Origin of the sequence: Luteimonas panaciterrae (assembly GCF_020511115.1) — a bacterium.
In the GTDB taxonomy this organism is placed as follows: domain Bacteria; phylum Pseudomonadota; class Gammaproteobacteria; order Xanthomonadales; family Xanthomonadaceae; genus Luteimonas; species Luteimonas panaciterrae.
The window spans coordinates 211,060-234,339 of record NZ_JAJAVH010000007.1; the positions used below are offsets into that span (position 1 = coordinate 211,060).

Below are 23,280 nucleotides of genomic sequence, written 5' to 3' on the forward strand. Positions count from 1 at the left end.
TCCGGCCTGCTTGTATCCATGTGTATACCTAACAAGGGAGGGGGCCGGGCGCAACCGGCAGACGACGAGCGGTCCCGGCGTGGCCCGATCTGCACATCTTCCTGTCCTATCATGCTGGCCCCTTTCCGTCGGCCGCTGCATGCCCCGTTTTCTGCGTCTCGCCGTGCTCGCCTCCGGCCGCGGCAGCAATCTGCAAGCCCTGATCGACGCGATCGCCGCGGGCGAACTCGCGGCCGAGATCGTCGGCGTGTATTCCGACAAGGCCGACGCCGGCGCCTTGCAGCGCGCGCGCGATGCCGGCATTCCCGCGTATGCGATCACGCCGAAACAGTTCGCCACGCGCGCCGAATTCGACGCCGCGCTGTTCACGCGGATCGACGCGGCGACACCCGACCTCATCGTCTGCGCCGGCTACATGCGCCTGATCACCGGGCACGTCGTCGAAGCCAGGCGCGGGCGCATCATCAACATCCACCCTTCGCTGCTGCCGGCGTTCAAGGGTCTGCACACGCACGCGCAGGCGCTGGCGGCAGGCGTGCCCGAGCACGGCGCCAGCGTGCATTTCGTCACCGCCGATCTGGATGGCGGCCCTGTGATCGCCCAGGCGCGGGTGCCGGTCCTGCCCGGCGACAATATGGAAACCCTCTCCGCCCGCGTTTTGGCCGAGGAACACCCGTTGCTGGTGGAAACCGTCCGCTGGCTGGCCGCGGGGCGGATCGTCCTGTCAGAAACCGGCTCCTCGGACACCGGTCCTGCTGAAGCCCCCATTCATGTCGATGGTGCACCGCAGCCACCGCTTCAGCTGGGAGCCAACCGCCGCTTTGCATGATGGCCGCCAAGCTTTCGAAGACTCCCCCATGAAACCCCTCATGCTGACCGCGGTGCTCGCCCTCGCGGCATGGCTGCCCGGCAGCCACGCCCAGGAAGTCGCGCCCGCGCCAGCATCCGCTTCCGCACCGGCATCCACATCCGTGCCGGAGACTGTCGCGACGACGCCTCCCGAGCTGCAACCGTTCGTGGCCAGCTATCAGGCCTACAACGCCGGAAAACTGGCCGGAAACGCCACCATGCGCGTCGTCCACAATGGCGGCACGCAATGGCGCGCGGATCTCGGTATCGAGGGCAATCGCGGCTTCATCGGCATCCTCGGGCTGAACATCCAGCAAAGCACGGTGTTCGACGATGTCGACAACCGTTATCGCCCGCTCACCCAGAGCACGGTGCGCAAGGGCCTGTTCCTGGGCAAGAAGGTCCTGGGCGTGTACGACTGGAACGCGCGCAGCGCGCAGTGGCAGGGCGATCTCAAGAAGGACCGCCGCAAACCAATTCCCCTGCAGGACGGCGACATGAACGGCCTGCTGATCGACCTCGCCATCATCCGCGATGCCCAACCCGGCAAACGCCTGCAATACCGCTTCGTTGAACTGGGCCGTGCCCGTGACCATATCTACGAAGTAGCGAAAGAACCGGAAACCGTGGCCGTGGGCGAACTGAGCTATTCCGCCCTGCGCGTTTCACGCGTCAACGGCGGCAACGACGAGACCATTTTCTGGGTCGCCGACGGCGTGCCGACCCCGGTACGCATCCTGCAGCGCGAAAACGGCGAGGACGGCATCGATCTTCGTCTGACCGAATACCAAGGAGTGAATTGATGATCCTGTCCCCCAAGAAGCATTCCCTCGCCACCGCCGCGCTCGCCCTCGTGTTCGCCAGCGCGCCGGCCTTCGCCGTCAAACCGTTCTCCGCCGACTACCAGGCCAGCTACATGGGCATCGCCGGCGTCGGTAAGATGACGCTCGAGCCACAAGGCGGCGACAAGTGGAAGTACACGCTGTCGGTCGGCAGCGGCGGCATCCAGCTCAACCAGAACACCGTGTTCGACGACAAGGGCGGACAACTGCGTCCCCTGTCCGGCCGCGACTCGGCGCTGCTGCTGATCAAGAAAAGCGACAAGACCGCGAACTACGACTGGGACAAGGGCGTTGCCACCTGGGGTGGCGACGTAAAGCCCGAACGCTCCGGCCCGGTGAAGCTGCAATCGGGCGACGTCGACGGCCTGTTGCTCAATCTCGCCATCGCGCGCGACGTGGCAGCCGGCAAGCCGCTCAACTACCGCTTGGTCGACGAAGGCCGCGTCAAGCAGGTCAGCTTCAAGATCGTGGGCAAGGAAGCGATCACGATCGGCGGGCAGTCGAAGCAAGCCACGAAAGTCGTGCAGACCAATGGCGAAGGCAAGCAGATCACCGCCTGGGTCGTCGACGGCATGCCCGTGCCGGCGCGCATCCTGCAGCGCAAGGACGGCAAGGACGACATCGATCTGCAGGTGAAGGCCGTGCACTGAGCACGTCCGCCCCTTCTGCGTGATTCCCAGCGGAGCCCGATTCATTCGGGCTCCGCTTTTTTTATGGCTCGCGACGCAGCGCGACCTAGGGCAAGCCCCAGGTGGTTTTAGGGTCAGCCCTAGCTTGGTTGTGCGAACCCGGTTCGAGACGATAACGGCATCCGTCACGATCGGCGCTGCGCCTGCCGGGAGACCGCGATGATTCCTCGCGAAGATGTCTACGTTCCGCCGCCGCCACCGCCGCCTCCACCGCCGCCGCCCCCGCCGCCTCCACCCGAACTGGCCAAGAAGCCTCCGGCGGAGAAGCAGCAGATCGTCGATGGCATGACCGAACAACAGGTCAAGGATTACAAAACCGAAGTCGACAAGCTGCCCAAGAGCGAGCAGCAAGATGTGGCCAACAGTTTGGCCAAGGATCTCGACGCCAAGCAGCTGGCGAAACTGCGCCCGGCCTTCAGCGAAGGCGACAGTGGCAAGAACGCCGTCGACCAGGCGGTCGACAACTTCGGCAACGCGCAGGTCAAGGCCGACTATCCGAAGGAAGTCATCGCCAACGATCCCGCCATCCACAACACGCTCACCAAGCTCGGCTTCAATCAGCAGGAAATCGACAACGCTTCCGCCAAGACGCTCAGCGCGCTCACCCAAGCCGCGGAACACGTCAACCAGAAGGAATACGGCAAGGCCTTCGACGAGTTGAAACAGCTCGCCGCCGACGGCCAGCAAGCGCTGGCCGAAAAAGCATTCTCCGGCGTCGCCAAGCAGATCGAAAACCTGCCCGAATCGGTGCGCGACATCCTCAGCGACGGCAACGCGGTCAAGGAACTGATCAACGCCGGTGGCGATGTCATCGACAAGCTGCTGCAGGGCGACATTCCCGGCGCGGTCGGCGCCATCGGCAACAACAAGCCGCTGCGTGATGCCGTGATTGACGCAGCGCTGAAGAATCCTGATTCCAATTTCAGCAAGGGCGTGAAGACACTCGGCCTCGATGCCGACAAGCTGAAGGAAGCCGGCGACGCCGCGCCCTCGCTGCTGCAAGCCGCCCAGCACGCCGCCAAGGGCGAATGGGCGCAAGCCGGCACCGCGCTGGCGGGTGCCGCCGAGAAAGCGCCCACGCTGGTCGCCGACGGCATCAAGCACATCGCCGACAAGTTGCCCGAACCCGCCAAGTCGATCCTGGGCGACGACAAGGTCGCCGAGCATCTCTCCAAGGCCAGTCCGGAGGTGCTCAAGAATCTGATCGAGGGCAAGCCGGTCGAAGCACTCAAGGGCCTCGGCGAGAACAAGGAATTGCGCGACGCCGTGATCGACGCGGCGTTGAAGGACAAGAATTCCGACTTCAGCAAGCAAGTCGAGAAACTAGGCCTGTCCGCCGACGATCTGAAGAGCATCGGCGACGGCATCCCCGACGCGATGAAGGCGATCGAACACGCCGCCAAGGGCGAGTGGAAGGACGCCGCGCTCTCGCTGATCGACGCGTCCACTCACGCACCCGACGTCGCCGCCAAGGCGATCCAGCATTTCGCCGACAAGCTGCCGGAACCGGCCAAGTCGATCGTCGGCGACGACGCCGTCGCCAAGAAGCTCGCAGAGGCGAGCCCCGAAGCACTCAAGGCACTGGTCAACGGCGATCCGAGCGGCGCCCTGCAGCACATGGCGCAGGACAAGGGCTTGCGCGATGCCGTGATCGACGCGGCGCTGAAGGACAAGAACTCCGACTTCAGCAAGAAGGTGGAGAAACTCGGCCTCACCGCCGACGATCTCAAGCAGGCCGGCGATGGCTTGCCCGACGTGATGAAGGCGGTCGATCTCGCCGCCAAGGCGCAGACGCCGGAAGACTGGAAGAACGTCGGCCTCGCGCTGGCCGATGCGGCCGGCAAGGCACCCGACGTGGTCGCCAAGGGCATCCAGGGGCTGGCCGACAAACTGCCCGAAGGATTGGCGAAGACCATCCTCACCGACGAGAACGTCGCCAAGGAACTGGCCAAAGCCAGCCCGGAAGCAATCAAGGCCATGCTCAATGGCGACGCGGCCGCCGCACTCAGCGCGGTGGGCGGCAACAAGCCGCTGCGCGATGCGGTAATCGATGCCGCGGTCACCGATCCTTCTGTGAAGCCGCTGCTCGAGAAGTACGGCATTACCGCGACCGATCTGAAGGAAGCCGCCGACGCCGCCGGGCCGCTGTTCAACGCCGTCAAGTACGCTTCCGAAGGCAAGATCACCGAAGCGCTCAACGAATTCCAGAAGGTCGGCGACGCCGCGCCCACGCTGTTGCCGAAGATCGCCAAGGCGATCTACGAAAAACTGCCCGAAGCCACCCAGCAGAAGCTCAAGGACTTGGGCTATGGGATGGAGAACATCGGCGAAGTCGCCAAGGCCCTGCCCTCGCTGGTCAAGGCCGGCGAGGCCATGGTCAAAGGCGACTGGAAGACCGCGATCAGCGAAGTGCTCAATGCCGGCGAAGCCGCGCCGACCGTGGGCAAGGAAGCGATCCAGAAACTCGGACAGCAGATCCCGGACGGCAAGTTCGATCTGGTGAAGAAACTGCTGGCCGACGACAAGGTCGCCTCCGGCCTCGCCAGCGACACCGCGCTGCACGATGCCATCGACAAACTGCTCGACGGCAAGACGCTCGAAGGCGCCAGCGAACTGCTGCACAACGACGGCATGCGCGATGCCGTGCTCGATGTGGTCAGCAAAGACCCGAAGGTCGTCGAAGCACTCGGCAAGGCCGGCCTCACCGCGGAAGACCTCAAGCAGGCCGGCGCCGCGTCACCGCATCTGCTCGATGCCGGCGTCGCCTTGTCCAAGAGTCCACCGGACTGGTCGGGCGCACTCGACGCGCTCGGCGAAGTGCAGAATGCCGCGCCCGATCTGCTCGGCAAGGTCGCCGGCAAGATCTACGATCAGTTGCCGCAGCCGATCAAGGACAAGTTCGGCGAACTGAAGATCACCAAGGAAGACCTGCTAGAAGCCGGCGCCGCACTGCCGCATTTCGTCGATGCGGTGAAAGCACTCGGCAATCCCGACGGTCCCGACTGGCAAGGCGCGCTGCAGGCGATCGGCCAGGCCGTCGACGCCGCGCCGGGCCTGGTCACCAAGGCGATCAACGCGCTCGGCGCGAAGATCCCGGACAAGCCCGAAACGCAGCTGCTGCGCGCGATCCTCACCGACGAGAACCTGATCAAGACATTGGTCAGCGACAAGTCGCTGCACGAATCGCTGAAGCAGATGCTCGACGGCGACATCGCCAGCGGCCTGAAGGGCATCGGCGACAACGAGCAGGTGATGGGCGCGCTGGCCGACGTGTTGTCGAAAGACAAGGCGTTCATGGCGCGGCTGGAACCGCTCGGCATCAAGACCGTCGACGATCTCAAGCAGCTCGGACCGTCGGTCGCGAACATCCTCGAGATGGCGGATGCCATCCAGACCGGCAACGTCGGCGAGACCATCAAGGCCTTCGCCACGTTCGCCAAGGAACTGCCGGACGGCATGAAGCAACACTTGATCGACACCGTCGTCGACAAGTTCAAGCTCAAGCCGGAAATGAAGCAGTTGCTCTCCGGCGTGCTCGAAGCGGCTTCCACGCCGGAAGTGGCGCAGGCGATCGGCGATGCGGTCAAGGCGTTCGCCGGCGGCGATCCGGTCGAGTTCATCAAAGCGCTCGGCAACGCCGGCAAGATCATCGCCGAGAAGACGCCCGATCTTGCCGTCACCTTCCTCAATGCGCTGAGCAAGCTGCCCGGTTCTGTCGGTGAGTTCTTCTCCGACGCCAAACTCAACGAAGGCATCGTCAAGTCCGGCGCGCTGTCGAGCTTCTTCGATGCCGTGACCAAGGTCGCCGACGGCGACATCGGTGGCGCGATCGGTTCGCTCGGCGATGCCATCGGCAAGTTGATCACCTACGGCGAGCCGGCGCAGGTCGGTCCGTTCAGCGTCGGCATCGGCCCGCTGAGCAAGGATTTCGGTCCTTACGACCTGCCCTTCGGCAAGGATTCGATCGAACTGATCGGCCGCCTGGTCACGCAGTTCGTCGATGCGATGCCGGACAAGGTCAAGGCATTCCTCAAGGAGAAGGCGGGCGAAGCCGTCGCCAGCACCGGCCTGAAGTCGATTCCTGTGGTGGGCCCGGTGATCGGTGTGGTCGATGCCGGCTCGGACCTGATCAGCAGCATCTCCAACGGCGAGAGCGGCCTGACCATCGCATTGAACGCCGCGGATCTCGCGATCAACGCCGCCAGTTTCTTCCCGCCCGCGCAGGCGGTGCTGACGCCGTTGAAGACATTGCTGGGCGTGGCCAAGGGCGTCAACGCCACGGTCGAGTTCGTCAACGACATCCAGGACTTCGGTCAGCAATTCACTGGCATGAGTTGAACCTCACGCCAATCCCAATCCTCTCCCGCATGAAGGGAGAGGATTGGAGACGAATGCAGAGTCGTGCGCGGAATCGTGGCTTCGCGTTTTCGAGATGCCTCAACCGAGATTCAAGCCGCGCAGGAATTCCAGCGTCTTCGCGACGCGCTCCGCGTGCGGTGTTCCGGGCTCGAGTTCGAGCAGACGCCCGGGCGCGACAAACTTGTTGGTACGCTCGTGGATGAAACGCTTGGCCTCGGAACGGAACATGTTGCCATCGCCTTCCGACACACGTGGCGCGGTGGCGCGCTTCTCCACTTCCGACCAATCCACCACGCAGGCGTCGACATGTTCGAGATAGCTGAGCCATGCGGTGCCGTACAAGCCGAGACGCGCCTTGTCGCCGTGCAGTCTCTGCAACGCCTGCCGGTAATAACCCGCCAATGCATCGACGGGGCCGAGCGTGTGACCGGCGTTCTGCAACAGCGCGTCCAGGGTCGTCTGATCCTGCGCCATCGCTTTCGAGATTTCGTCGTTGCTGACCGGATGGAATCCGGCCTCGCGAAAGACCTCGTCGGCCCAGGCATCCGTGTCCAGCGGCGGGTTGTCGAGAATGATCGCGACCTGACTGCCCATAACGCCCCCGTTACTTTTGAAATTCCAGTATAGCCTTCAATAACATCATCTTCTGACAACGGAGACCTTGGATGAAAATCCAATCGCTGTCCTTGCTGGCCGCCGCCATGCTCGCCTGCGCCGCGTGCAAGAACAACGCCGAGGCACCGGCCGCAACCGCTGATGCGTCGTCGCCCTCTTCCGCGCAAACGCCAACCGCCGAAGCGCCTTCCGCGGACAGCGCGACCACAGCCGACGCCGCGGCCGCGACGGCACCCGCCGCGGATGCAGCCAGCGCCGCCGCATCGACCACCACTTCGAGCGGTTGGAGTTACGAAGGAAGTGACGGCGCGAAGCGCACGGCCAGTGTGTCCGGACACGGCAGCGACGGCGGCGGCGCACAACTGGTCTTCGCCGACGATCCGGTGTGGGGCCGCACCGCGTATGTCGAATTCGCGCGGGACGGCATCGATTGTCCGACCGGCTGCAAGGCGCAGATCAGCGTCGACGGCGGCGCCGCGAAAACGGTCCAGGCCTCGCGACCGGAAACGCCGCAGCCGCGTCTGTCGCTGCGTGAGCCAGACAAGCTTTGGCAATCGATCGCGAGCGCGAAAACGCTCTCGATCGAATTCCCGGCCAAGTCCGGCACCGGCAAGATCGAATTCGACGTCACCGGCGTCGACACCAGCAAGCTTCCCGCCGGCTGGAACTAAGCACATGGGCGCCTGGACCTACGAGAGCACAGCGGTCGACGGCGGCACGCGCGTCACCGCCACGCTGACCAGCATGATGCGGGTGTACCTGGACGGCAGCGGCGCGAACTTCGTGCGACTGGTGTTCCGCGACGATCCGATCTGGGGCTACGACGTGCATCTGGCGCTGGAAAGCGGCGACTTCGATTGCCCGACCGGCTGCAGCGTCGATATCGCCGTCGACAGCGGGCCGTCGCGCACCATCAACGCTTCGCGCCCGGAGTCATCGACGCCGATTCTGTCGATCCGCGAGCCGCGCGAACTCTGGTATGCGTTGCGGGATGCGCAATTGCTGACGGTGGATTTTCCCGCTCGCGGCAAGGGCATGCAGCGCGCCAGCTTCGATGTCAGCGGGCTGGATCGTTCGCGTCTGGACTGGGATCGGCAGCCCTACGCGCGGACGCATGCATCCGCGACGTAGGCACAGGCAAGCACCCGCGCGAAATTGACGCCTACTTGCCGTCCTTGCCGGCGACTTCGGTACGGCAAGACACCCGGAACGGATCTTTCTCGCCCTTGCCGATCCAGTAGAACGTGCGACAGGTGCGCGCACCCTGCTGTGTGGTGCGCACACCCACGGCGTACGCGGACTGCAGCATCTCCAGATTGGAGACGTTGCCGTCGCCGTTCCAATCCATTTCCTTCGGCTGCACGCCCGCCGTGAAGGCGACGCCGACATACCAGGCCCAGCCTGCGTAGGCGACCAGGACGACGCAGACGATCCACCATAACCGGCGGCGCCTGCTCAAACGTGTGCGTGGGTCTGTCGGCATATCGTTGTCCTCAGTCGATGCTGTGGAACACTCAGTCGATCCTGCGAATCTGCGCGCCGAGCGCGGACAGCTTGTCCTCGATGCGCTCGTAGCCGCGGTCGAGATGGTAGATGCGGTCGATGATGGTATCGCCGTCGGCGACGAGGCCGGCGAGGATCAGCGAGGCCGAGGCGCGCAGATCGGTCGCCATCACCGGTGCGCCGCTCAACTGCGCCACGCCGTGCACGGTGGCGCGATGGCCCTCGATGTGGATGTCGGCGCCGAGCCGCAGCAGTTCGTTGACGTGCATGAAGCGGTTTTCGAAGATCGTCTCGTCGGTGATGCTGGTGCCTGTCGCTACACAGTTCATGGCCATGAACTGCGCCTGCATGTCGGTCGGGAAACCGGGATGCGGCTGCGTGACGATGTCGACCGCCTTCGGCCTGCGCCCACGCATGTCGACGGTGATGCGGTCGCCCTGCACGCTCACATCGGCGCCGGCCTCCGCCAGTTTCTCGAGCACCGCTTCCAGCGTGCCGGGATTGGCATGCGTGGCGGTGACATGGCCGCCGGTCATGGCCGCAGCGACGAGGAAAGTGCCGGTCTCGATGCGATCAGCGACGACGCGATGGGTGCCGCCGTGCAGGCGCTGCACGCCCTGCACTTCGATGCGGCTCGTGCCCGCACCTTCGATCTGCGCGCCCAGTTCGACCAGGCATGCGGCGAGATCGACGATTTCAGGCTCGCGCGCGGCGTTCTCGATGACGGTGGTGCCTTCGGCGAGCGTGGCCGCCATCAGCGCGTTCTCGGTGGCGCCGACGCTGACCATCTCGAAATTGATGCGCCCGCCCTTCAGGCGCTTCGCCTGCGCCTTGATGAAGCCGTGTTCCAGGGTGATCTCGGCGCCCAATGCTTCCAGCGCGCGAATGTGCAGGTCGACCGGACGCGATCCGATCGCGCAGCCGCCCGGCAGCGAGACTTCGGCGGCGCCGTATTTCGCCAGCAGCGGCCCCAGCACCAGTACCGAGGCGCGCATGGTCTTGACCAGCTCGTACGGCGCGACGTGGCTGTGCACGGTGCGCGGATCGATGCGCAGCGAGTAGTCGTCGGCGATCTCGACACCGGCGCCCAGTTCGGTGAGCACGCGCAGCGTGGTCTTGACGTCGTGCAGCCGCGGCACGTTGCCGATCGCCACCGTCTCATCCGCCAATAGTGCCGCGCACAGGATCGGCAGCACGGCGTTCTTGGCGCCGGAAATGGCGACTTCGCCCGCGAGCGGACGCCCGCCGGTCACTACGATCTTTTGCATTTAGACGCGCTCTTCTTCAGGTGTCAGCGTGCGCAAGGCGAGCGCGTGGATCGCGCCGCCCATCAATTCGCCCAGCGTGGCGTAGACCATGCGATGCCGTGCCAGCGGCAGCTTGCCCCGGAACGCCTCGGAGACCACCGTCGCCTCGAAATGCACACCGTCGTCGCCCTGCACGGCGGCGCGCGCGCCCGGCAAGCCCTGTTCGATCAGATTGCGGATGGTATTGGCGTCCAAATCTCTGCTAGTCCTGCCTGCCGTACCGGTGCTTCCGGACGGTTCTTGAATCGCGGCACTACGGTAAGTGCGCGGTTTTTGGGAGTTTCCGGGCTTTTGCGGGAATAACCGCATAAAATGAATGGATTAGATTAACGGAAACGGCCCCGGTCTGGTATGCCCGCCAACGGAACACAGCCCATCGACGACGCAGCGCTCGCCGCCAGCGGCCGCCGTGTTTTCGAGATCGAACAGCAAGGTCTCGCCGCCGTCGGTGCGCGCATCGATGGCGAGTTCTCGCGCGCCTGCCGCCTGATGCTGGCCTGCACCGGCCGCGTGGTGTGCCTGGGCATGGGCAAGTCGGGACACGTGGCGCGCAAGATCGCCGCCACCCTCGCCTCCACCGGCACGCCGTCCTTCTACGTGCATCCGGGCGAAGCCGGCCACGGCGATCTCGGCATGATCACCGACGCCGACGTGGTGCTGGCACTGTCGTACTCGGGCGAGTCCGACGAGATCCTGACGCTGCTGCCGGTGCTCAAGCGCCAGGGCAATCTGCTGATCGCGATGACCGGCCGCCCGCAGTCGTCGCTGGCGCGCGAGGCCGACGTGCATCTGGACGTCAGCGTGCCGGCCGAAGCCTGCCCGCTCGATCTCGCGCCCACCACCAGCACCACCGCCTCGATGGCGCTGGGCGATGCGCTGGCGGTGGCGCTGCTCGATGCACGCGCCTTCACCGCCGATGATTTCGCGCGCTCGCATCCGGCCGGCGCGCTCGGCCGGCGCCTGCTGCTGCACATCCGCGATGTGATGCACACCGGCGAGGAAGTGCCGCGCGTGCCCGGCGACGCCACGCTGGCCGAGGCGCTGATGGAGATGAGCCGCAAACGCCTGGGCATGACCGCGATCGTCGACGGCGACGATCGCCTGCTCGGCCTGTACACCGACGGCGATCTGCGCCGCACGCTGGCCGATCCGACCATCGACGTGCACGGCGCGCGCATCGCCGATGTGATGACGCGCGCGCCGGTCACCATCGATGCCGACGCGCTCGCCAGCGAAGCCGCGCGACTGATGGAAACCCGCAAGATCACCATGCTGATCGTGCTCGACGAGACGCAGCGCGTCGTCGGCGCGCTCAACATTCACGACCTGTTGCGCGCGCGCGTGGTGTAAGAACCGACTCGACATGCCCTTGAACGGACCCATAGACACCTTCGTGCCCAATTCGCCCACCTATCCCGCCGACCTGCTCGCACGCGCCGCGAAGATTCGCCTGGCGTGCTTCGACGTCGACGGCACCCTGACCGACGGGCGCCTGTATTTCGACAGCGAAGGCCGCGAACTGAAGGCCTTCCACGTCCTGGACGGCCAGGGATTGGTATTGCTGCGCAAGACGGGCATCACGGTGGCATTCGTGACGGCGCGCAACAGCGTCGTCGCGGAAAAGCGCGCCGCCGAGCTCGGTGTCGAAGCGCATATCGGTGTCAAGGACAAACAGGTCCGCGTCGACGAAATCCGCGCACGCCTGGGCCTCAGTGCCGAACAAGTCTGCTTCATGGGCGACGATCTGCCCGACCGCGTCCCGATGCAGACCGCCGGCCTGGCGGTGGCGCCAGCCAACGCGCACGCTTCCGTGCTCGCACATGCGCACTGGCGCACGAGCGCGCGCGGGGGCGAGGGCGCCGCGCGTGAGCTGTGCGACCTGCTGCTCCTCGCGCAGGGCCATGACGCGACGGAGGTCGCATGACCTGGCGCGGCGTCCTGACGCTCATGCTCCTGGCGGCTGCCATCATCACCGGCTGGTCGGTGTGGCAGCAGCGCTCCGAACAGGTCACGACTGTGACCGCCAGCACACGCCCGAGCTACTTGCTGCACGATTTCGAGGTCATCGCCCTCAACAAGCAGGGCAAGGAATCCCTCACCTTGCGCGCGCCGCAACTGGCGCAGAACCCCGACGACAGGACGATGTCGATCGAAACGCCGCTGTTCTTCCTGCCCGACAAGGAAGGCCAGCGCTGGGAAGTGCGTTCGAAAACCGCCTGGGTGGCCGCCGACAACAGCGAAGTGCGCATGCGCGGTAATGTCGTAGCCAACAGCCCGCCTGGCGCGCAGAAGCCCTCGACGCTGAAAACCGAGCAACTGAACGTTTTCCCGGACAAGAACGAGGCGACCTCCGAGGTTCTGGTCACGGTCACGTCCCCGGGCTCTACAATGCAGGGTGTGGGGATGCAGGCCGATCTGGCGGATAAGCGCATCCGCCTTCTTTCCAAGGTACAGATGACCAATGACCCGAAGCGCCGTTAGCCTCCTGCCCTTGATCGTGGCCGCCTTCTTGCTGGCCGGCCCTGCCTGGTCGAAGACTTCCGATCGCGATCAGCGAATGAACGTGACGGCCGACAGCAGCGACTGCTCGACCACCGACGGTCCCTGCCTCCTGATCGGCAACGTCCACATCGTGCAGGGCACGCTGGACATCCAGTCGGCGAAGGCCGACTTGCGCCGCGCCGACGGTGACATCAAGACCGTGAAGCTCAACGGCTCGCCGGTGAAGCTGAAACAGCAGAACGACGACGGCAGCTGGATGAATGCCACCGCCGATCAGGTCGACTACGACCTGCCCAACGACACGGTGGTGTTCACCGGCAACGCCCACGTCGATCAGCCCGGCCGCGGCTCGATGGCCGGCGGCCGCATCGTCTACAACACCAAGACCGGACAGGTGCAGAGCGGCGGCGACGCCGGCGGCGGACCGGTGCAGATGACCTTCGAACCGAAGAAGAAATCCCAGCAGCCCGCCGAGAAGAAGACGCCAAGCCAGACGCCGCCGAAGCAGGACAGCAAGTAATGCTGGTCGCGAAAGGACTGCGCAAACGCTACCGCTCGCGCGAGGTCGTCCGCGATTTCGGCCTGACGCTCGATGCCGGCGAAGTGGTCGGTCTGCTCGGCCCCAACGGCGCCGGCAAGACCACCTGCTTCTACATGATCGTCGGCCTGGTGCCGGCCGATGACGGCGAGATCGTGCTCGACGGCCGCGACATCACCGCCGAGCCGATGTACACCCGCGCCCGCCTCGGCGTCGGCTATCTGCCGCAGGAGCCGTCGGTGTTCCGCAAGCTCACGGTGGCCGACAACATCCGCCTGGTGCTGGAACTGCGCGAGGATCTGGATGCCCGCAACCGCCAGCGCGAGCTGGAAAAGCTTCTCGACGAGTTGCAGATCGGCCACGTCGCGGACCAGATCGGCGCCAGCCTCTCCGGTGGCGAGCGCCGCCGTGTGGAAATCGCGCGCGCGCTGGCCGCCAATCCGCGCCTGATGCTGCTCGATGAGCCTTTCGCCGGCGTCGATCCCATCTCGGTCGGCGAGATCCAGCGCATCGTCGAACACCTCAAGCATCGCGGCATCGGCGTGCTGATCACCGACCACAACGTGCGCGAGACCTTGGGCATTTGCGATCGCGCGTATATCCTCAGCGAAGGCGGCGTGCTCGCGCAGGGGGCTCCGGACGCGCTGCTGGCCAATCCCGATGTGCGCCGGGTCTACCTGGGGGAATCCTTCCGCTTGTAGATGACGGGGCGCGTTCGACGGATGTCATCGACATCTGTCACGCTCTCCGAACGCCTGGTCACGGATGGCTAGGCCGTGGGCTTCCAGAGCCCGTCATTTCGCGCCAGGGACGACGACGCGAGGTAGCGGATTTCGGGAGACCACGGGCAACATAACGTGGATCCCCCGATGAAGCCGCGCCTCCAGACATCCCTCAGCCAACAGCTCGTCCTGACGCCCCAGTTGCGCCAGGCGCTACACCTTTTGCAACTCTCGGCGCTGGAACTGGAAGCGGAAATCAACGCCGCGATCGAGAGCAATCCGCTGCTCGACTGGGAAGAGGCCGAGCCGCTGCGCGTCGCCGCCTCGTCCGACAAGCCGACGTCCCAGGCCGCGGGCAACGATGAACCCGACGCCGACGCGCACCGCTGGGAAGGCGCGCACGAGGACAGCTGGCAAGAGCACAGCTGGCAGGAGCATTCCTGGCAAGAGCCGCATGAAGGCGGCCGGCCCGGCCATGAGGACGACAACGCCGCCGAGCGGGTCGTGCAGACCGACGATCTGCGCGATCACCTCACCTGGCAGCTGCGCCTCACCCAATTGTCCTCGCGCGACATCGCCATCGGGCTCGCCCTGATCGACGCCATCGACGACGACGGCTATCTGCGCGAGCCGCTGTCCGCCATCGCAGAAGCGCTGCAGCCGGACCTGGTGTGCAGCGAGGACGAGATCGTCGCCGTGCTGCGTCAGATCCAGCGCTTCGACCCCTCGGGCGTCGGCGCGCGCGACCTGGGCGAATGCCTGTCCCTGCAGCTGGACGTCCTCCCCGACGACACCCCCGGCAAGGCCCTGGCCCGCCGGCTGATCGCCGGACCGATCGATCGCCTGCCCAGGATCGGCATCGCCGGGGTCGCCGCCGAGCTGAAATGCGACGCCGAGGCCGCCGCGATCGCGCTACAGCTGCTGCGTACCCTCGATCCGCGCCCGGGCGCCCAGGTCGGCGCCCTGCCCACCGACACCTATGTCACCCCGGATTGCGTCATCAGCCGCCACCAGGGCATCTGGCGGGTCAGCCTGGCCGACGAACGCCGCCCGCGCCTGACCATCCACCACGGTTACGAACAGATGATCCGCCACGCCGGCGCCAGCGACGCCGGCTACCTGCGCGGCCGCCTCCAGGAGGCGCGCTGGCTGCTGAAAAACCTGCACCAGCGCGGCGAAACACTGCTCAAGGTCGTGCAATGCCTGGTGCGCCAACAGTCCGGATTCCTGGAATTCGGCGCCCAGGCGCTGCGCCCGCTGACCCTGCGCGAGGTGGCGGCCGAGATCGGCCTGCACGAGTCCACCGTTTCGCGCGCTGTGGCGCGCAAATACGTGCGCACGCCGCGCGGCACCCTGCCGCTGCGCGCCTTCTTCGCCTCGGGCATCGATACCGGCGGCGGCGGCGAGGCCTCCAGCACCGCCATTCAGGACATGATCAAACGCCTGATCGGGGCCGAGAACCCCGGCAAACCGCTCTCCGACGCGCGCCTGGCCGACATGCTGAAGGCCTCCGGCGTGCCGGTGGCGCGGCGAACGGTCGCCAAATACCGGGAGGCGCTCAATATCCCCTCCTCGCACGATCGGGTGCGCGTGGACTGAGGCGGCAAACCGCGCAGGCAGCCGGCGGAGCCGCGCAAACCGCCGCGGCGCTCCGAAACATGACGGAAACCTGTCCGTCGACCTTGGTAGACACTGTCATAAACGTCTCTTCCCGTCACCTCCGGGCTGCGTTAACCTGCTTTTAGCCATCGACGCCAAAGTTGGCGCGATGCTGTCAGCCGTCTTAAGTCGAAAGGAGAAGCGGATGCGTATCGAGACCCATGGTCAGCAAATCGAAGTCACTCCCGCGCTGCGCGATTACGTTGAAAACAAACTGCAACGACTCTCGCGCCATTTCGACCAGCCCTTCGATGTCCGTACCCAGCTCAGTCTGGACAAACCGAATCACTGCGCCGAAGCCACCGTCAATCTCGCCGGCAAGACATTGCATGCCGATGCCAATGCAGTCGACATGTACGCCGCGATCGATCTGCTCGCCGACAAGCTCGATCGCCTGTTGATGAAGCACAAGAGCAAGGTCGTCGATCATCATCGCGGCGAAAACGCATCCCGCAACGGGAGTTTTGGGTGAGGGACCGCGCTTGGTCGATGCCCTATCGGCATCGACTGCGGTCCCGAACGCCCGACCAGGCATGGTCGGGCCGGACGATCCGAAGCCAGCAATCTCGCGCCACGGATGGCAGCCAAGACGCATCAAACCTCAAAAGATAAACACCCAACGATGTCGCTCGCCACCCTGCTCGCCCCCGAGCGCATCGCCCTGCTCGCCGATCCCATCGATCGCGACGACGTGCTCGACGCCGCCGCCCGCCTGCTCTCCGCCGCATCCTCCGCGCAAGCTTCCGGCATCGCCGAAGCGTTGCGCGAACGCGAGCGCGAGTGCTGCACCGCCATCGGCTGCGGCGTCGCCATCCCGCATGCGCGCGGCGCGGCCTTCGTGCAGCCACGCGGCGCATTCCTCCGTCTCGGGCACGCGGTCGATTTCGGCAACGGCGACAAGCCCGTTGATCTCGTCTTCGCATTGAGCGTGCCCGAGGACGCACCGGAACTGCACTTGCAGGCCTTGTCCGAACTCGCCGATCATTTCTCCGATGCGCAATTCCGCGAGGCCTTGCGCAGCGCGCGCGACCGCCCCGCCTTGTGCGAGGTGTTGCTCGGGGAATCCGACAGCTCCACGACGACGGCCAAGACTGCTCGATGAACGCCAGCATCACCGCGCAAGATCTGTTCGACCAGTTGCGTGATCGCCTCGGCCTGCGCCAGCTCGCTGGACAGCGCGGCGAATCGCGCGTGCTCGAAGCGGTGGAAACCGTGGCAAGGCGACCGTCGCTGGCCGGCTATCTCAACATCATCTATCCGAACAAAGTGCAGATCCTCGGCACCGAGGAACTGGCCTGGCTCGACAGCCTGGAATCGCGCATCCGCTGGGCGACGATCGAGAAGATCATTCAGTACCGGCCGCTGGCGATGGTGATCAGCAAGGACCAGATCTGTCCCGAGGACCTGCGCCGCGCCGCGGAAGAATCCGACACGCCGCTGTGGACCTCGCCCAAGCGCGGCCACGAACTGCTCAACCACGTCCAGTACTACCTCGCGCGCACGCTGGCGCCGCGCGTGACGCTGCACGGCGTGTTCATGGAAATCTATTCGATCGGCGTGCTGATCACCGGCGAGTCGGGCTCGGGCAAGAGCGAACTCGCGCTTGAACTGATCACGCGCGGCCATCGCCTGGTCGCCGACGACGCGCCGGAATTCACCCAGATCGCGCCCGACGTGCTCGACGGCACCTGTCCCGAACTGCTGCAGGACCTGCTGGAACTGCGCGGCCTGGGCGTGCTCAACATCCGCCAGATGTTCGGCGACACCGCGGTGAAGCGGAACAAGTACCTGCGCCTGATCGTGCATCTGAGCCGCCCCAACACCGAGCCCGGCGCCGAGAGCGACGGCATGCACCGCCTGACCGGCGACCTCGGCGTGCGCCAGGTGCTCGATCTGGACGTGCCCATGATTACCCTGCCGGTGATGCCCGGCCGCAACCTCGCCGTGCTGACCGAGGCCGCCACGCGTACCCACATCCTGCGCGCCAAGGGCGTCGACCCGGCCGCGGCGTTCATGGCGCGGCATTCGCACTTCCTGGAGCGCGGGGACCGGGACGGGTCGTGAGGGACCGGAAACCGGAAAAGCCCCCGCTCTTGCTCGTCATTCCCGCGAAAGCGGGAATCCAGTGCCTTTCGGATCAGATCAAGCAAAAGCCTAAAGTCGCTGGATTCCCGCTTTCGCGGGAATGACGAGCCCAAACAACGCCGCCGGATTGCCCTTACCGGCCTTCCGTGCTGGAAGCCGCCACGAATCTTTGAAACCATAGGGCCGATGAACGACACCGGCCCTCCCCTGCTCCTCGTCGTCAGCGGCATGTCCGGCAGCGGCAAGTCGGTGGCGTTGCACACCTTCGAAGACCTCGATTTCTACTGCGTCGACAACCTGCCGCCGGAACTGCTGCCCAATTTCATCGACAGCGTCGCTCGCGAGCACGGCGCGCCGCAGCGCCTGGCGGTGGGCATCGACGTGCGCAACCGCCAGAGCAACCTCACCAACATCCCGGAATGGCTGTCAGCGGTGGGCGCGCTGGGACTCGATCCGAAACTGGTGTTCTTCGACACCCGCGACGAAGTCCTGCTCAAGCGCTACGCCGACACGCGCCGCCGCCACCCGCTCAGCCAGCGCGGCCTCGCACTCGGCGACGCCATCGCGCTGGAGCGGCAGATCCTGAAACCGTTGCGCGCGCTGGCCGACGTCATCATCGACACCAGCGACCTCAACGTGCACCAGCTGCGCCGGCGCATGCGCTACGAGCTCGACCTCGAACGCGAACTGCCGTTGTCGCTGCTGTTCGAATCCTTCGCCTACCGGCGTGGCATCCCGGCGGACGCGGACTTCCTGTTCGACGCGCGCATGCTGCCCAATCCGCACTGGGACGCACGGCTGCGCCCACTCTCCGGCCGCGACACTGGCGTGCGCGAATATCTGGAAGCGCAGCCGGAAGTGAACGAGTACCTCCAGCAGATCACCGGCCTGCTCGACACCTGGCTGCCGCGCATGCATTCCAGCACGCGCAGCTACGTCACCGTCGCCTTCGGTTGTACCGGCGGGCGCCATCGCTCGGTCTATCTCGCCGAGAAGCTGGCCGAGCATGCGCGTGAGATGGGGTGGCCGGATGTGTCCACCTATCACCGCGAACTGGAGTGAATAAGCCGCCGCTCCCAGCCCTTACCCGCCGTCACCAACCTCTGTTAAGTTGACGGCATGGCCGTCGGCATCCTCCTCGTCACCCACCAGGGCATCGGCACCGCATTGCTCGCGGTGACGACGGCGTTGCTGCGCAATCTGCCGCTGAAGGTCGAGGTGTTCGAGGTGCCGTTCGAAGGCGACCCCGATGCCCTGCTCCCGCAGGCCAGCGCCGCCCTGCGCCGCGCCGACGGCGGCGATGGCGTGCTGGTGCTGACCGACCTCTACGGCGCCACGCCCAGCAACCTGGCGGCGAAGCTGGCGCGCCTGGGCACGCCGGTGCGGCGCGTCTCGGCGCTGAACCTGCCGATGCTGCTGCGCGTGCTCAACTACCCCGAACTTCCGCTCGACGAATTGCCCGCGGTCGCCGCCGCCGGCGCCCGCAACGGCGTGGTTCATAACGATGCGTAACACTAATGACACGCAATCCAATGACGCATGAGAGACAGGTTCTGAGATGATCGAACGCGAACTGATCGTGTCCAACAAACTCGGCCTGCATGCGCGCGCCACCGCCAAGCTCGTGCAAGTGCTGTCCGGCCATCGCTGCAGCGCCACGCTCATCGCCAAGGGCCGTGAGGTCAACGCCAAGAGCATCATGGGCGTGATGCTGCTCGCCGCCGGCTACGGCACGCCAGTCGTGCTGCGCGTGGATGGCGAGGACGAGACCGCCGCGATCGATGCGGTGGTGGCCTTGTTCGAGCGAAGATTCGACGAGGAGGCCTGATGCGGCAACTCCTCTCCGGCCATGGCGCGTCACGAGGCAATGCCCTGGGCCGGGCACGGGTGCGTCATCCGCACGCGCTGGAGGTTGCCGAGGAACGGATTCCCGCCGAGGCCGTCGATGCCGAAATCGAACGCATGCACGAGGCGATCGCCCTGGTGCAGGCGGAGATGCAGGCCATGCGTCAACGGCTGCACGGTGCGCTCGCGCAGGAGATCGGCGAGTTCATCGACATGCACGCGCTGCTGCTCGACGATCCCGAGCTGCTGCAAGGCCTGGACCAACTGATCCGCCAGGCCCGCTTCAGCGCCGACTATGCCCTGCGCCTGCAGCGCGACCGCCTCGCCGGCGTGTTCGAGGCGATGGACGATCCCTATCTGCGCAGCCGTATCGATGACATCGATCACGTCATCGGCCGCCTGCATGCCGCCCTGCACCGGCGCGATGCCGATCTGCAGGGCGTGGCCGGCGAAATTCTAGTCGCCGACAATGTCGCACCGTCGGAACTGGTCCAGCTGCAGGCCCAGGGCGTGATGGCGATCGTCACCGCGGCCGGCAGCACGCTCTCGCACAGCGCGATCCTGGCGCGCAGCATGCATCTCCCGCTGGTGGTCGGCGCCGCGCAGGCGTTGCATGCGATCAACGACGGCGACGTGCTGGTGGTCGACGGCGCCAGCGGCCTGCTGGTGGTCGAGCCCAACGCCGACGACCTGCGCGCCTACCGCAATCGCCTGCGCGAGGAGAAACGCGAACGCAAGCAGCTGTACCGCCTGCGGCGCGAACCCTCGCGCACGCTCGACGGCGTCGATATCAAGCTCTTCGCCAACGCCGAATCACGCGAGGACGTCGCCGAGGCGCATGCGCTCGGCGCCGCCGGCGTCGGTCTGTACCGCACCGAGTTCCTGTTCCTGCAACGCAGCGAGTTGCCCGACGAGGAAGAACAGTTCCGCGCCTACCGCGACGTCGCGATCGGCATGACCGGACGCGCCGTCACCATCCGCACCCTCGACGTCGGCGCGGACAAGGCCGACCGCACCGGCCTCGCACTCACCAACGAACCGAATCCCGCACTCGGCTTGCGTGGCGTGCGCCTGTCGCTTGCCCGCCAGGACGTGTTCGAGACGCAACTGCGCGCCATCCTGCGCGCCTCCGGCTATGGTCCGGTGCGCATCCTGGTGCCGATGATCACCAACCGCGAGGAAATGCTGGCGGTGAAGCGGCTGATCAAGCGCGTGACCGCCGATCTGCGCAGCGAAGGCCACGAGATCGGCGAGAACATCCCGCTCGGCGCCATGATCGAGGTTCCGGCCGCGGCGATCGCCCTGCCTTCGATCATCGGCACCGTGGATTTCATCTCGGTCGGCACCAATGATCTGGTGCAGTACCTGCTCGCAACCGATCGCGGCAACGAAGCGCTCGGCGACCTGCATACGCCGCTGCACCCTGCTGTGCTGCGCCTACTGTTCGAGGTGATCCGCACCGCCAAGCGCCGCGGCAAGCCCGTTGCGGTCTGCGGCGAGATGGCCGGCGATCCGCTGTTCACGCCGCTCCTGCTAGCGCTTGGCCTGGAAGAATTCAGCCTGCACCCCGGCACGTTGCTGGAAGTACGGCGCGCGATCCGCGCCAACGATCTGGCCGCTTTGCGCGGCAATGCGCGCGCGCTGCTGCGCGCCCGCGATCGCGATGCGATCGAAGACTGGCTGCGCAAGGTGTCTTCCGGCGGCATCGCGGCGGCTGGGCACTGAGGCCACAGCGCCACGCATTCGCGATCGTCGCGAAGAATATTCGCCGCATCCGCGCCGCGCCTCGATTTTCCAGATCCGTTGGCACATGCGATCAAACATGTGACGGGTTCCGCGAACCCCCGTATCGCGCTAAAACGATACTCGTCGCAAACCGAGCCGACATCGGAGACCTCGCTCTCAAAATGTCGTTGACAGCATCCGCACGACGAACTTGTCGCATGCGTTAACGCCGTTACGTCGGTAACGCCCTCGATCCACCGCGACTTCTTCCGCCGGTGATCAACGCCATCTGTACACGCCCGGCCGCTGTTACGCGGCCGCTTCGCGTGCGTTGCCGTAACGATACTTATCGCCCCCGGACGCGCTTCCTAGAGTCGCAGACGTCGGTAATGCGTTCCTGATTGCAGCCACGACCAGGAATCAGGAACGCATGTGATCCCGGCATCCATGAACTCTTCCAATCGCACTCCAGAGGATTCTCCAATGAGCAACCTGACTCTTTGCAACAACACGTCCTATATCGCCCAGTACGTGGTCCTGAACGGCGAACAGGTGATCGCGCGCATTCCCGGCATCGGACCGGGTGCGCAGATGCAGATCCCGACCAACGACACCTATCAGGTGACGGCCACGGCAGTGATCAACGGCAATACCTACATCTCTGCGCCGCTGGATGTGAACGGCCCGACCAGCTTCCTGGCGCAAGTGGTGCAGGTGCAGGCACAAGGCACCTACGAGTTCAACCTGGTCGAACTGCCCAGCAGCAATCCCAATCAGCTGCAGTTCCAGAAAACCTGCCTGAGTTCGGTCACCTTCACCATCAGCAAGAACGGCGCGCCGCTGCAGACGGTAGTGGTCAACAACGCCTTCGAGATCCAGACGCTGACCATCGGCGACACGTTCTACATCTACGCGGTGATCAACGGCGTCACCACCGATACCACCACCACCACCAATCCGAACGCGGTGATCGCAGCCAACACCGACACCAGCACGCTGGAGTTCGGTTACTTCACGCTCGATGTCGGTTGACGGCATTTCCGTCGACAGCGAACAGGCATCGCCATGCGGCCAGCTTCCGCCCCCCGCGCAGGCGGGGGGCCGGCCGCGCGATGACGCCCCTTCTCTTCTGCAAGGAAAACTCCCATGAGCACAACCCAATTCACCCTGTGCAACGACGGGGTGCCGCCGAGCATCGGCCTGCTGACCTACATGATCAATGATGCCGCGGGAAAGAATTCCAAGATCACGGTGGAGTACGGGAGTACCGTGTTGTACCCCACATCGCCGAAGCACGCACCGTGGACCGTCACATGCCAGATCACCGGCAGCAAGAGTTCTATCCCCATCCTGTCCGGCGATACATGCACGATCGGCGACCCGTCGGCCGAATTCAATGTGGACTTCAACTTTCTGGTCGTTGCCAACGAAACCCCGACGCCACCGGATAACGGATGGCCCGATGACTGGAAGCCGATCTATGCACCCATCGCGCACGCTCCGCTATTCGAAGCGCCCGTCACCAAGAAGCTGGACTTCCCCATGCAGGCGCAGGCGCAGACCCAGTGGTGCTGGGCCGCGGTGAGCTCATCGGTCGCCGACTTCTACCGGCCCTCCGGCACCGAACCTAATCCCGATTTCACCCAATGCAGATTGGCGGGCTGGGCATTCGCACCGCCTGGCAAGCCGGACGAATGCTGCAAGGACGGTGGCAGCTCGACCTGCAACAAACCGTACAAGACCAGGCTGGGATTGCAGCATGTGCAACACCTGCACGAAACGCTCGAACACCGCCTGAGCTTCGAGAAGATCCAGGAGGAAATCGTCGGCGGCCGTCCGATCGGCGTGTCGATCGGCTGGACCAGCGGCGGCGGCCATGCGGTGGCAATCACCGGCTACAGCACGATCGATAACGTCCAGTACATCCGTGTACAGGACCCGGGCGGCGCCACCAAGAAGCTGGTGCGGTTGACGAGCTTCCCCAGTGGCGGCACCTGGCGGCGAACCTTCACCACTCAGGCCTGAAACGGAGATACCACG

The 23,280-nt window shown here is 65.4% G+C and carries 25 protein-coding genes; 21 read left to right on the forward strand and 4 right to left on the reverse strand.

Going from position 1 to position 23,280, the window contains the following annotated elements; all coding sequences use genetic code 11:
• Positions 1-139: 139 nt before the first annotated feature.
• From purN to LG367_RS09050, 4 genes are all read left to right on the forward strand, one after another.
• On the forward strand, positions 140-829 hold the full coding sequence (gene purN, locus LG367_RS09035) for a phosphoribosylglycinamide formyltransferase (RefSeq protein WP_226468916.1): 690 nt from the start codon (positions 140-142) through the stop codon (positions 827-829).
• A 28-nt stretch (positions 830-857) separates the two neighbouring features.
• Entirely contained in the window at positions 858-1,652 is a 795-nt protein-coding gene (locus tag LG367_RS09040) for a DUF3108 domain-containing protein (protein ID WP_226468917.1), read from the forward strand.
• Complete coding sequence (locus tag LG367_RS09045; protein ID WP_226468918.1) at positions 1,652-2,341, forward strand: DUF3108 domain-containing protein; 690 nt, start codon at positions 1,652-1,654, stop codon at positions 2,339-2,341. Before LG367_RS09040 ends, LG367_RS09045 begins: the two co-directional genes overlap by 1 nt.
• Before the next feature lie 198 nt (positions 2,342-2,539).
• Positions 2,540-6,718 (forward strand): hypothetical protein, encoded by a 4,179-nt coding sequence (locus tag LG367_RS09050; RefSeq protein WP_226468919.1) that lies wholly within the window; start codon positions 2,540-2,542, stop codon positions 6,716-6,718.
• Positions 6,719-6,817: 99 nt separating this feature from the next.
• Here LG367_RS09050 and LG367_RS09055 read toward each other — a convergent pair whose 3' ends face one another.
• Positions 6,818-7,333: a hypothetical protein gene (locus LG367_RS09055; protein WP_226468920.1), complete on the reverse strand. Its 516-nt coding sequence runs from the start codon at positions 7,331-7,333 to the stop codon at positions 6,818-6,820.
• A 71-nt stretch (positions 7,334-7,404) separates the two neighbouring features.
• Between LG367_RS09055 and LG367_RS09060 the strand changes: the two genes are divergently transcribed.
• Positions 7,405-8,025 (forward strand): hypothetical protein, encoded by a 621-nt coding sequence (locus LG367_RS09060; RefSeq protein ID WP_226468921.1) that lies wholly within the window; start codon positions 7,405-7,407, stop codon positions 8,023-8,025.
• Positions 8,026-8,029: 4 nt separating this feature from the next.
• Positions 8,030-8,485, forward strand: a complete 456-nt coding sequence (locus LG367_RS09065; protein WP_226468922.1) for a hypothetical protein — start codon at positions 8,030-8,032, stop codon at positions 8,483-8,485.
• 31 nt (positions 8,486-8,516) lie between these two features.
• Here the strand turns inward: LG367_RS09065 and LG367_RS09070 are convergent, their stop codons facing one another.
• From LG367_RS09070 to LG367_RS09080, 3 genes are read right to left on the reverse strand one after another with little or no spacing between them, the layout of a single operon-like run.
• Complete coding sequence (locus LG367_RS09070) at positions 8,517-8,837, reverse strand: EF-hand domain-containing protein (protein ID WP_226468923.1); 321 nt, start codon at positions 8,835-8,837, stop codon at positions 8,517-8,519.
• A 31-nt stretch (positions 8,838-8,868) separates the two neighbouring features.
• Positions 8,869-10,125, reverse strand: a complete 1,257-nt coding sequence (gene murA, locus LG367_RS09075; RefSeq protein ID WP_226468924.1) for a UDP-N-acetylglucosamine 1-carboxyvinyltransferase — start codon at positions 10,123-10,125, stop codon at positions 8,869-8,871.
• Positions 10,126-10,359: a BolA family protein gene (locus LG367_RS09080; protein ID WP_226468925.1), complete on the reverse strand. Its 234-nt coding sequence runs from the start codon at positions 10,357-10,359 to the stop codon at positions 10,126-10,128.
• A gap of 156 nt (positions 10,360-10,515) precedes the next feature.
• On the opposite strand from LG367_RS09080, the gene LG367_RS09085 reads away from it, so the two are divergent.
• From LG367_RS09085 to LG367_RS09155, 15 genes are all read left to right on the forward strand, one after another.
• The gene (locus LG367_RS09085; protein ID WP_226468926.1) at positions 10,516-11,514 is read left to right on the forward strand and encodes a KpsF/GutQ family sugar-phosphate isomerase; all 999 of its coding nucleotides are present in this window, start codon (positions 10,516-10,518) and stop codon (positions 11,512-11,514) included.
• Between the two features lie 43 nt (positions 11,515-11,557).
• Positions 11,558-12,088 carry a KdsC family phosphatase gene (locus tag LG367_RS09090; protein WP_226469259.1) on the forward strand — a complete coding sequence of 177 codons (531 nt, stop codon included), beginning with the start codon at positions 11,558-11,560 and terminating at the stop codon, positions 12,086-12,088.
• Positions 12,085-12,645: an LPS export ABC transporter periplasmic protein LptC gene (gene lptC, locus LG367_RS09095; RefSeq protein WP_226468927.1), complete on the forward strand. Its 561-nt coding sequence runs from the start codon at positions 12,085-12,087 to the stop codon at positions 12,643-12,645. Before LG367_RS09090 ends, lptC begins: the two co-directional genes overlap by 4 nt.
• Positions 12,626-13,186 carry a lipopolysaccharide transport periplasmic protein LptA gene (gene lptA / locus LG367_RS09100; RefSeq protein WP_226468928.1) on the forward strand — a complete coding sequence of 187 codons (561 nt, stop codon included), beginning with the start codon at positions 12,626-12,628 and terminating at the stop codon, positions 13,184-13,186. The genes lptC and lptA overlap by 20 nt, the downstream gene beginning before the upstream one ends.
• Positions 13,186-13,905 (forward strand): LPS export ABC transporter ATP-binding protein, encoded by a 720-nt coding sequence (lptB, locus tag LG367_RS09105; RefSeq protein ID WP_226468929.1) that lies wholly within the window; start codon positions 13,186-13,188, stop codon positions 13,903-13,905. The genes lptA and lptB overlap by 1 nt, the downstream gene beginning before the upstream one ends.
• 168 nt (positions 13,906-14,073) lie before the next feature.
• Complete coding sequence (locus LG367_RS09110) at positions 14,074-15,525, forward strand: RNA polymerase factor sigma-54 (protein WP_226468930.1); 1,452 nt, start codon at positions 14,074-14,076, stop codon at positions 15,523-15,525.
• 205 nt (positions 15,526-15,730) lie between these two features.
• On the forward strand, positions 15,731-16,057 hold the full coding sequence (gene hpf / locus LG367_RS09115) for a ribosome hibernation-promoting factor, HPF/YfiA family (protein WP_226468931.1): 327 nt from the start codon (positions 15,731-15,733) through the stop codon (positions 16,055-16,057).
• Positions 16,058-16,207: 150 nt separating this feature from the next.
• Entirely contained in the window at positions 16,208-16,687 is a 480-nt protein-coding gene (locus tag LG367_RS09120; RefSeq protein WP_226468932.1) for a PTS sugar transporter subunit IIA, read from the forward strand.
• Positions 16,684-17,649: an HPr(Ser) kinase/phosphatase gene (gene hprK, locus LG367_RS09125; RefSeq protein ID WP_226468933.1), complete on the forward strand. Its 966-nt coding sequence runs from the start codon at positions 16,684-16,686 to the stop codon at positions 17,647-17,649. Before LG367_RS09120 ends, hprK begins: the two co-directional genes overlap by 4 nt.
• 207 nt (positions 17,650-17,856) lie before the next feature.
• Positions 17,857-18,732 (forward strand): RNase adapter RapZ, encoded by an 876-nt coding sequence (gene rapZ / locus LG367_RS09130; protein ID WP_226468934.1) that lies wholly within the window; start codon positions 17,857-17,859, stop codon positions 18,730-18,732.
• A 57-nt stretch (positions 18,733-18,789) separates the two neighbouring features.
• A complete protein-coding gene (locus LG367_RS09135; protein ID WP_226468935.1) occupies positions 18,790-19,182 on the forward strand; it encodes a PTS sugar transporter subunit IIA in 393 nt (130 codons plus the stop codon).
• Between the two features lie 46 nt (positions 19,183-19,228).
• Positions 19,229-19,498: an HPr family phosphocarrier protein gene (locus LG367_RS09140; RefSeq protein WP_226468936.1), complete on the forward strand. Its 270-nt coding sequence runs from the start codon at positions 19,229-19,231 to the stop codon at positions 19,496-19,498.
• Entirely contained in the window at positions 19,498-21,240 is a 1,743-nt protein-coding gene (gene ptsP, locus LG367_RS09145) for a phosphoenolpyruvate--protein phosphotransferase (protein WP_226468937.1), read from the forward strand. The genes LG367_RS09140 and ptsP overlap by 1 nt, the downstream gene beginning before the upstream one ends.
• 483 nt (positions 21,241-21,723) lie before the next feature.
• Positions 21,724-22,272, forward strand: a complete 549-nt coding sequence (locus LG367_RS09150) for a hypothetical protein (RefSeq protein WP_226468938.1) — start codon at positions 21,724-21,726, stop codon at positions 22,270-22,272.
• A gap of 114 nt (positions 22,273-22,386) precedes the next feature.
• Positions 22,387-23,265 carry a papain-like cysteine protease family protein gene (locus LG367_RS09155; RefSeq protein WP_226468939.1) on the forward strand — a complete coding sequence of 293 codons (879 nt, stop codon included), beginning with the start codon at positions 22,387-22,389 and terminating at the stop codon, positions 23,263-23,265.
• Positions 23,266-23,280 lie beyond the last annotated feature (15 nt).

Bases quoted from the DNA above. Each gene is read 5' to 3' on its own strand.
- LG367_RS09135 (WP_226468935.1), top strand. From the start codon at position 18,790: ATGGCCGTCGGCATCCTCCTCGTCACCCACCAGGGCATCGGCACCGCA.
- LG367_RS09065 (WP_226468922.1), top strand. From the start codon at position 8,030: ATGGGCGCCTGGACCTACGAGAGCACAGCGGTCGACGGCGGCACGCGC.
- LG367_RS09050 (WP_226468919.1), top strand. From the start codon at position 2,540: ATGATTCCTCGCGAAGATGTCTACGTTCCGCCGCCGCCACCGCCGCCT.
- LG367_RS09110 (WP_226468930.1), top strand. From the start codon at position 14,074: ATGAAGCCGCGCCTCCAGACATCCCTCAGCCAACAGCTCGTCCTGACG.
- purN (WP_226468916.1), top strand. From the start codon at position 140: ATGCCCCGTTTTCTGCGTCTCGCCGTGCTCGCCTCCGGCCGCGGCAGC.
- LG367_RS09150 (WP_226468938.1), top strand. From the start codon at position 21,724: ATGAGCAACCTGACTCTTTGCAACAACACGTCCTATATCGCCCAGTAC.
- rapZ (WP_226468934.1), top strand. From the start codon at position 17,857: ATGAACGACACCGGCCCTCCCCTGCTCCTCGTCGTCAGCGGCATGTCC.
- LG367_RS09070 (WP_226468923.1), bottom strand. From the start codon at position 8,837: ATGCCGACAGACCCACGCACACGTTTGAGCAGGCGCCGCCGGTTATGG.
- LG367_RS09085 (WP_226468926.1), top strand. From the start codon at position 10,516: ATGCCCGCCAACGGAACACAGCCCATCGACGACGCAGCGCTCGCCGCC.
- hpf (WP_226468931.1), top strand. From the start codon at position 15,731: ATGCGTATCGAGACCCATGGTCAGCAAATCGAAGTCACTCCCGCGCTG.
- LG367_RS09060 (WP_226468921.1), top strand. From the start codon at position 7,405: ATGAAAATCCAATCGCTGTCCTTGCTGGCCGCCGCCATGCTCGCCTGC.
- LG367_RS09155 (WP_226468939.1), top strand. From the start codon at position 22,387: ATGAGCACAACCCAATTCACCCTGTGCAACGACGGGGTGCCGCCGAGC.
- LG367_RS09120 (WP_226468932.1), top strand. From the start codon at position 16,208: ATGTCGCTCGCCACCCTGCTCGCCCCCGAGCGCATCGCCCTGCTCGCC.
- lptC (WP_226468927.1), top strand. From the start codon at position 12,085: ATGACCTGGCGCGGCGTCCTGACGCTCATGCTCCTGGCGGCTGCCATC.
- LG367_RS09055 (WP_226468920.1), bottom strand. From the start codon at position 7,333: ATGGGCAGTCAGGTCGCGATCATTCTCGACAACCCGCCGCTGGACACG.
- lptA (WP_226468928.1), top strand. From the start codon at position 12,626: ATGACCCGAAGCGCCGTTAGCCTCCTGCCCTTGATCGTGGCCGCCTTC.
- LG367_RS09045 (WP_226468918.1), top strand. From the start codon at position 1,652: ATGATCCTGTCCCCCAAGAAGCATTCCCTCGCCACCGCCGCGCTCGCC.
- hprK (WP_226468933.1), top strand. From the start codon at position 16,684: ATGAACGCCAGCATCACCGCGCAAGATCTGTTCGACCAGTTGCGTGAT.
- ptsP (WP_226468937.1), top strand. From the start codon at position 19,498: ATGCGGCAACTCCTCTCCGGCCATGGCGCGTCACGAGGCAATGCCCTG.
- lptB (WP_226468929.1), top strand. From the start codon at position 13,186: ATGCTGGTCGCGAAAGGACTGCGCAAACGCTACCGCTCGCGCGAGGTC.
- LG367_RS09140 (WP_226468936.1), top strand. From the start codon at position 19,229: ATGATCGAACGCGAACTGATCGTGTCCAACAAACTCGGCCTGCATGCG.
- murA (WP_226468924.1), bottom strand. From the start codon at position 10,125: ATGCAAAAGATCGTAGTGACCGGCGGGCGTCCGCTCGCGGGCGAAGTC.
- LG367_RS09040 (WP_226468917.1), top strand. From the start codon at position 858: ATGAAACCCCTCATGCTGACCGCGGTGCTCGCCCTCGCGGCATGGCTG.